The 8,034-nt window shown below is 41.4% G+C and carries 9 protein-coding genes; 3 read left to right on the top strand and 6 right to left on the bottom strand.

Features of this window, described 5'->3' with window-relative positions:
- On the top strand, positions 1-91 hold a 91-nt coding region (locus Q8G36_RS09775; RefSeq protein WP_142398304.1), incomplete at its 5' end, for an IS3 family transposase.
- A gap of 55 nt (positions 92-146) precedes the next feature.
- Here Q8G36_RS09775 and Q8G36_RS09770 read toward each other — a convergent pair.
- Both Q8G36_RS09770 and Q8G36_RS09765 read right to left on the bottom strand, forming a co-directional pair.
- Positions 147-1,292, bottom strand: coding sequence for an ABC transporter ATP-binding protein (locus Q8G36_RS09770; protein ID WP_305159673.1), 1,146 nt, complete (start codon positions 1,290-1,292; stop codon positions 147-149).
- Between the two features lie 124 nt (positions 1,293-1,416).
- Positions 1,417-2,301 carry a PucR family transcriptional regulator gene (locus Q8G36_RS09765; RefSeq protein WP_305159674.1) on the bottom strand — a complete coding sequence of 295 codons (885 nt, stop codon included), beginning with the start codon at positions 2,299-2,301 and terminating at the stop codon, positions 1,417-1,419.
- A 201-nt stretch (positions 2,302-2,502) separates the two neighbouring features.
- Here Q8G36_RS09765 and Q8G36_RS09760 point away from each other — a divergent pair, with 201 nt between their 5' ends.
- Positions 2,503-3,540, top strand: a complete 1,038-nt coding sequence (locus tag Q8G36_RS09760) for an NAD-dependent dehydratase (RefSeq protein WP_305159675.1) — start codon at positions 2,503-2,505, stop codon at positions 3,538-3,540.
- A gap of 464 nt (positions 3,541-4,004) precedes the next feature.
- Positions 4,005-4,829 carry an MBL fold metallo-hydrolase gene (locus Q8G36_RS09755; protein WP_305159677.1) on the top strand — a complete coding sequence of 275 codons (825 nt, stop codon included), beginning with the start codon at positions 4,005-4,007 and terminating at the stop codon, positions 4,827-4,829.
- A 103-nt stretch (positions 4,830-4,932) separates the two neighbouring features.
- Here the strand turns inward: Q8G36_RS09755 and Q8G36_RS09750 are convergent, their stop codons facing one another.
- The 4 genes from Q8G36_RS09750 to Q8G36_RS09735 all read right to left on the bottom strand — a co-directional run bounded on the left by Q8G36_RS09750 (position 4,933) and on the right by Q8G36_RS09735 (position 8,031).
- A complete protein-coding gene (locus tag Q8G36_RS09750) occupies positions 4,933-5,121 on the bottom strand; it encodes a hypothetical protein (protein WP_137017041.1) in 189 nt (62 codons plus the stop codon).
- A gap of 85 nt (positions 5,122-5,206) precedes the next feature.
- The gene (locus Q8G36_RS09745) at positions 5,207-5,410 is read right to left on the bottom strand and encodes a YheE family protein (protein ID WP_251433303.1); all 204 of its coding nucleotides are present in this window, start codon (positions 5,408-5,410) and stop codon (positions 5,207-5,209) included.
- A gap of 63 nt (positions 5,411-5,473) precedes the next feature.
- Positions 5,474-6,667, bottom strand: a complete 1,194-nt coding sequence (locus Q8G36_RS09740; protein WP_305159678.1) for a YheC/YheD family protein — start codon at positions 6,665-6,667, stop codon at positions 5,474-5,476.
- A complete protein-coding gene (locus Q8G36_RS09735; RefSeq protein WP_305159679.1) occupies positions 6,664-8,031 on the bottom strand; it encodes a YheC/YheD family protein in 1,368 nt (455 codons plus the stop codon). Before Q8G36_RS09735 ends, Q8G36_RS09740 begins: the two co-directional genes overlap by 4 nt.
- Between the last annotated feature and the right edge of the window lie 3 nt (positions 8,032-8,034).

The raw sequence follows: 8,034 nt of genomic DNA, 5'->3' as shown, positions 1-8,034 counted from the left end.
TATCCATTACTACAATCATCAACGAATCAAGGTAAAATTAAAAGGCATGAGCCCGGTAGATTACCGGGTTCATGCCCTCAAGGCTGCCTAAGTAAATAAAGTGTCTAACTTTTTGGGTTCACTTCAATGAACGGGTCTTTTTCCGTTTAATTGGCAGATAACTTCATGCTTTCCTGCATCTGTTCATCTTCTTCAACTAAAATGCGATGTTCGGTCCCTTTATCAAAAAAGTGTGCTTTATTCATGTCGAGTGCAAGTTCGATGTTTTCGCCTGCCTGGATAATATTCTTGGCATCGACTCGTGCAACAAAGTCCTGCCCCTCTAATGTGGAGTACAGCATGATCTCCGCGCCCATGAGTTCGGCCACATCAATTTGGGTCGTGAATGTAGTGTTAGGGGACTTCGTGAAGTAGGCTCCTTCATTATGGAAATCCTCCGGACGGATGCCAAGGATTATATCTTTTCCGGCATATCCTTGATCACGCAGCATTTTCATCTTCAATTCAGGTATTTCAAGCGTTTGTTCGCCTATTTTAATTCTGCCTTCTTTTAATGTTCCGGTAAAGAAGTTCATGGCAGGCGATCCGATAAAGCCGCCGACGAAAACGTTTATTGGTTTCTCATAAACGTCCTTTGGGGCACCGACCTGTTGGATGACACCATCTTTCATTACAACAAGACGTGTCGCCATGGTCATTGCCTCTGTTTGGTCATGCGTGACATATATCGTAGTGGTGTCGAGCCGTTTATGTAGTTTAGCGATTTCCGCACGCATTTGAACCCGCAGCTTTGCGTCGAGATTGGATAATGGCTCATCCATCAAGAAAACTTTTGCGTCCCTTACAATGGCACGGCCAAGTGCCACACGCTGGCGCTGACCACCTGAAAGGGCTTTAGGTTTCCTGTTTAGCAGCTCTTCAAGTCCGAGAATCCTTGCCGCTTCATTGACCCTTTGCTTGATTTCCGCTTTTGGCGTTTTCCTGAGCTTTAATCCGAATGCCATATTGTCATATACGGACATATGGGGATATAAGGCATAGTTCTGGAAAACCATCGCAATATCACGATCTTTAGGGGGGACATCATTGACTCGCTTGCCGTCTATGTATAAATCCCCTTGGGAAATGTCTTCCAGTCCGGCAATCATCCTTAATGTCGTCGATTTGCCGCAACCTGAAGGTCCCACAAAAACTATGAATTCCTTATCGGCAACACGAAGGTTGAAGTCTTTAACAGCCGTCACCTTTTTATCATAAATCTTGAATATATGATCTAACACTAACTCTGCCATGAAAAATCCCCCTTTTAAACTCCTGATTACTTGTACCAATTAGCTATAGTCTAAGCTATCGGTTTAGAAAAAAGTATGGGCACATTGCACAAAAAAGGATGATATTACCTGTTTGTATTGGAATTTAATCATTTAGTAAAAGTATCAAGTACGCAGTAAGGGCATGACGGAAGTTTCTAATATCGAGACCAGTTCTTTCAGAGAATTTATCGATTCGGTATTGTAAGCTGTTCCGATGTATATAAAGCTGTTTGGCGGCATAGGTGGCATTGGAATTACATTCGATATACGTTTTAATCGTTTTGATAAGTTCAGTATCCTGTTTGGTCTTGCCAAGAATCTCATTGATATACCACTTATCATTCTTAACGGATGGATCATTTATTAATGAGTGAGGGATGATGTCTGCCAAATCAGCCACCTTTAGATCCGGCAGGTGCACCTGTGCCAAATCAAAACACTTTTTCTCCTGAGTCCAGTGAAGATGAAGGTCTTGATTTACAGGGTGAAAGCGCCCGGTGAACATACGGGTCTTAACATAAAAGTCACTTTCAAGTGTGGAAGAAATGGCGATTAGTTCTTTATTTGATAATGGTTCATCCTTGTCGGTTTCAATTAAGACTCCTGCCGTTTCATTTTCCCAGACAATAGCTGCGTCAGATGGAACGAAAGCGAGGAAGGCCTCTTCAAAATCGGAGTTGGAAAAATCAGCATGAGTCAGCTTAAAATGAAGAAATCGAACATTCTCCCAGCTAGTTAGAGGCAATGGTGCATTCGGTTCGGATAAAAAAGTTTCCCATGATGAGTCTGGATGTACATTGAGGTTATTTGGGTTTATGGAAGGAGCAAAAAGCAATTCCAATAAACGGATTTCTTCGGCTGTGATTTCTGAACGGGGAATGCCAAGTATACTTCTTGAGTCTTCGAACCAAACATAGTCAGAAATATCATCAGTATCCTTTTTATTGGTAAGAGTGTTCGGGAATTTTTGTTTGAGATTTTCAAGCATCGTTTCCACCTTCTTTCTCCCTTTCCATATCATTATAGCGAAAAAGAATAAAGTTCAAAAGAATAGGATATTGCCAGTTTTTCCGAGAAGGGAAATTCATGGTTCAAAAAGAGAGTTCAAAGAAAAGTTGCAAGTATTGTTAATTTTAGGAAAGGGTATTGCGTATGCTTTATGGAATATCGTTAAAGAGGAGGAGATCTTATGAAGATTTTAATATTGGGTGGCACACGGTTTCTAGGCCGATATTTAGCAAAAGCTGCGATAGTGAAAGGGCATGATGTCACACTTTTTAATCGTGGTAGCGATCCTTATGTTTTTCCCGAAATCGAACAGTTAAGAGGGGACCGCGACGGGGATCTGGAAATGTTGAAAGGAAGACAGTGGGATGCAGTCATTGACACATCGGGTTTTATCCCTCGAACTGTATCGAAGTCTTGCAGATTGCTTAATCAAGTTAAACATTATACATATATTTCAAGCATCTCAGTTTATAGTGATCCAACCGAACCCGGTATTGATGAAAATGGGGAGGTTCATACACTGAATGAAGATAAAGCAGAAGAAATCACCCGCGGAACTGCTGGACCGATATACGGTGAATATTATGGACCGTTAAAATCATTAAGCGAAAAAGCAGCTGAAAAGGAACTGCCGGGGAAAGTCTTGTCAATTCGTGCCGGGCAAATAGTGGGTCCATATGATTACACTGACCGATTGCCGTACTGGCTTAAAAGAATAGCGGAAGGGGGAGAAATTTTATCTCCTGGACGCCCTGGACGTCCAATCCAAGTTATCGATGCAAGGGACTTGGCTCAATGGATCATACAAATGATAGAAAAAAGTATGACAGGTACATATAATGCCGTTGGACCAGATTATACACTAACTATGGGGCAATTACTTGAAGGCTGCAAAAAGGTAACAAGAAGTAATGCTGATTTTACATGGGTATCTGAAAAATTTTTAAATGACAATAAAGTAGAACCGTGGGGAGAAATGCCTTTATGGATACCGGAAGAGTTCCCATTACCGGGAGCTAAGGAACCTTTGAATGGATTTTTGGCTGTCGATAACAATAAAGCCATCAATAATGGACTAACATTCCGTCCCCTTTCAGAAACTCTCGAAGATATTTGGAATTGGGAAAAGGGCCGTCCGGAAAGTGCCGATAGAAAAGCAGGTATCCACAGACAACATGAAAGTGATCTTCTTGGATTATGGAAACAGACAGTAGGTTGAAACCTTCTTTTACTATACGGAAGTATTGACGGCACATTTTATGTGCTTGGTGAAAAGGATGATTTTAATCGAAAAATGTTAGGACTTGATTCCTTTTACTTCCCGAAGGTATTAAGATTCAAAAAAGCGATGGGGTAAAAACTCCATCGCTTTAGACTGTAGACAAATTCGAAGAAAGCGAGTTTGTCTACAGTTTTTTTAATGTTCCAGTTGCTTTCATAAATCCGCTTCCTTTCAGCCAGCAATCTGCCAAGCCTCCTCGCCGCAAGCGTCTGTTTTATTTGGTACGGTCCGTTAAAACGATTCGAGGAAAAGGGCTATTATGTCAATAATCCAGCATTTCCATCCAGGTTAATTATTCCAATATTTCTTGTCAAAAAGGTAAAGTGGTACTACATTTATTATAGTGAAGTTAAAAAAAGGAAGATGAAACTATTTTTGTACAATGATGGGGAGGCAATTGAATGATAGAGACTAAGACGATAAATGATGTGGTTTGTGTGCACGGGACTCCTGGCGGGAACAAGGCGGGGATGAGTGTTTATGTCTTTTTAACGGATGGCCTATTAATAGATACTGGAGCACAGATTTTAATGGAAGAGCTTATTCCATTCTATGAGTCCGCAGACTTCGACTCAGTGGCCCTGACTCACTATCATGAAGACCATACGGGGGGCGCTGCATGGATACAGGAACATAAAAAGGTCCCGCTTTTCATTCACCCGATGTCGGTTGAGGTTTGTGCAAAGGATGCTGTATATCCTGAATATCGCAAAATTTTCTGGGGAAAGAGAGACGCCTTTAAAGCTGAGCCGCTAGGGAAGGCCATTCATTCCCGTACCCAAATATGGGAGCCGATTTTTACCCCGGGTCATGCGAAGGACCATATGGTGTATTTGAATAACAGTAATGGCATGCTCTTTTCAGGAGACCTTTTCGTAACACCAAAAACGAAGCTTGTCTTACGGGAAGAGTCTGTCCCGGTCATCATCGATTCCATAAAAAAATTACTTCAATATGACTTTGGGGAAGTGTTTTGCTGCCATGCTGGGCATGTCCCTGATGGGAAGGAAATGTTTCGAAAAAAACTAGATTATTTGGAAAACCTCCAAGGTGAAATTTTACGCTTACATTCCCAAGGACTGACCGTTCATGAAATCCAGCAGGTCGTTTTACCGAATCGCTATCCCCTTATAGAGATATCTGGGCACGAATGGGATTCAGAACATATCATTACATCGATATTAAACGAAAATATTTTAAGTGCGAGGGAGAATGGAACTATTTGAATGTTATCCGTTTAACGGTCTGACTGCATACACTTGGAGATGAACGGGATAGGTAAGTCCACATCAAATAAAGGAGAGCTCTCCATAAGAGAGCCCACATAATTTATTTATTGATATTGGGATCTGTTTCATCATAAAAGTCATGTGCTTCTTCGATGTTCTGAAGGTCAGCGACTTCATACACATTTCCGCCCGCCATTCCTTCATTGATGATACGGTCGATATCCAGGTAAACGGAGTCTTTGCCATCATATTCGGTATCCTTCAAAAATGTCATTTTTTCTTTATCCAAAATAAATCCCTCCTAGCCTTTTCTTTAGTTTAGGCAAAGGAGTTTTTTTTATTCTGTTTAGGGATTTCATGAAGGTAAAGGGGGTTCATTCATATACATGGAAGATCATTAAATCATGTATCATGCTTTTGAGTTTGGTTTCATCTGTTTCGGAAGGCGGATTGGCTGTCCACTCGATGGATCCATCTTTATGATACAACGCTTGCACTGCCTGCTTGTTGAAATAAAAGGAAATTTTCCATCCTGGCAGATTCTTATGCAATGGTGCCCATTGAAAATGAGTGATCATATGTATTACCTCCATATATACAGTTTCTCATTTAATTATAATGGAAAACGGCAGCTGGAGGTGTTATTTTGTCAGGTTAGGAAAAGTTAATTCAATGAAAAGATTTTTTAAATGCAAAAGCCTGTTTGTTTCAATTGCCTCCTCATCGAATTGCATAGGCTTTGAGTTCACTTCGTATATGAAGAGCGAGCCCGATTCGTCTTCCCCAATATCAATGGAAAACTCTCCGAGAAACCCGATTTTTTTCGAAAGTATCTCTCCGCATTTTTGGGCGATATTCGCTAATTTTAGATTCAGGATTCTTGATTGCAGGTCTTGATAAGGAAAAAGCTTACCCCCTCGGGGAGTGTGGGTGGTGATTTCCTGAGTTTGCGACATCCTTACCGCTTTGCCGGTCACTTTATAAAAACCTTTTTCATAATGGACGAGAATCCGGTAATCATAACGATGTCCAAAAAGTTTATTTGGTATGATCGCCTGTTGAGCCAGATAGCTCCTTTTTAATAAGTCCCTTTTTTTTGTTTCCCAGAATGACGCGAAATCCGGGAAGGACTCACTATGCTTTAAGCTATTGAACAATAGTGTATCATCATCATTTTTGATTATGGTATAAATGCCCTTCCCTTGGCTTCCTTTGCAGGGTTTGAGGTATATATGCCTGTAGGTCTCCAGGAAAGCATCAAGGCAACCGCTGTTTCGCAAGAGAGCGGTGGGCGGAAGGTAATTGGTGAGGGATCCATCTTCAATTAATGCTTCGAACATCATATATTTATCTATGAAACAGGGGTTGAACAGATTCATTCGGCATTCTTTAAAATATTTGATGAGGTGTTGGAATTCCTCTGACGCCTCATAGCTCCTCGAGGGGATACGGTTATAGACGATGTCAGGGAAGGGCACTTTACATTCGATCCACTCGTTTGAAATGGAGGAAAAAACATACCCTCTCAACAAGTTGGAATGAAGGGAATTTCCTGTGAATACATACGCCAATATTCCATGTTTCAATAAATATAAGGATAGGTCCCGAAAAAGGGTCAGGTTTCCACCCAAACCTGATTCCTTTTTGGGATTGGAAACAGTTAAAATCCCGACGACAAGCATCCGGTTATCCGGAAATATTGTGATTGGAATTAGGGGTTGATTCAAATGGTCCTTTTTATAGCTGATTTCCTCTTCGGCAGGGCCGGCGAAAAGTTCCGCATTCTCATGATTGTGGTACCAATTTTCAGTGGGGATATCGTAAAAAATGTTCATCGCGGCACACTGATTGATTTCGTAATCGTCTGTTCCGTGAGATAAATGGCATAATCAAGGCTTAGCTTTCTGGTCAGCAATTCGAAATCCTTGAGTTTTGGATGGGAGAAGATGGAACGTCCCGGTTTGGAATTGGCTTCAAACATCCAAACCTGCCCTTTTTTATCCAATCCAAAATCAAATCCTATTTCTGCAATGATACCGTCCAAGTTCTTCTCTATACTGTCACTTAAAATCAGTGCGGCATCCGATAGCTTTCGTTCGACTTCTTTCGCCTCATCGCCATCTCCAAACAGTTCGGCAACCGTTTTGATGGCACCCCCGCTTTTGATATGGGTCGTGACGCTGCCGGCGCCGGCGATTTTTGCGGCAATCGCGGTTACCTGCCATTTTCCATTACTGTCCTTGTTCGTATGGACCCGGAAATCCACTGGACGTTTTTCAGATCGAATTAATGGGATGCCCTGCTGCACGATAAGATTCTCAAGCTGTCGGTCGTGAAAAATATGTTTAACGATGGATTCCAATGTGGAAAACTTTTGCAGTTTATTTTCTTTTGCTTCATTTGTATAGCGGCAATAGTAAACATTCTCACGCTTATCATAAAGAATTTGGTGAATCCCTAGACCGAGACTGCCGTGAATGGGCTTTATATAAACTTGCCGGTAATGGGAAAGAAGGGTTTCCACAACGGACATGGATTGAAATGGATACGTTTCCGGCAAATATGGCAGTGCCCGCTCATCTGCGCATAACCTTTCATTTACATCCCATTTATTGAAAAACCCAGGATTATACCATGGAATGGTAAAGTCTTTTTGGAATTTCTGCTTCACTTCTTTAGGTCCATCGCGGTTTTCCGTCAACCGATTTGGGAGACGGTCATAGATGACATTAGGAAAAGGAAATTCATTAATGTGCCAGTCATCGTTATCAAACACATAGCCTTTGATTGTCTCCTCATCCCAATTGATTACATTCTCTCCAAAAACAAAGGGGATACAGCCTGTGGTCCTGCTAAGCGAAAGGAGCTTTGCAAAAAATTCCGATCTCTCCCCTAATGGTTTGTTTGAAAGGCCAGTAAAACCTGAGGAAAAGATTCCGACAAGCGGTCCGATATGGATGCTCTTGCCGTAAATAAATAAATGAAGGGGAATATCGGTATGATCGAATATTAGAGATTCAGCAAGACTTTCCGATAGGACGATTGATTGATTGACTGCCGGGTTTTGTTTGACGATGGCAGGACATGAATGTCGTCCGAAATAAATTAATTCAATCTCTGCCAAATCTCCAAGCTCTGAAGGGTAGTAGAGAACATTGCCAGGGATAGCGGCAATTTCGGCAGGATAAGTCTTTCTCACTTT

The sequence above is a fragment of the Peribacillus frigoritolerans genome (assembly GCF_030676415.1).
GTDB classification, from domain to species: domain Bacteria; phylum Bacillota; class Bacilli; order Bacillales; family DSM-1321; genus Peribacillus; species Peribacillus frigoritolerans_A.
This window is presented reverse-complemented; position numbering and strand designations above follow the sequence as displayed.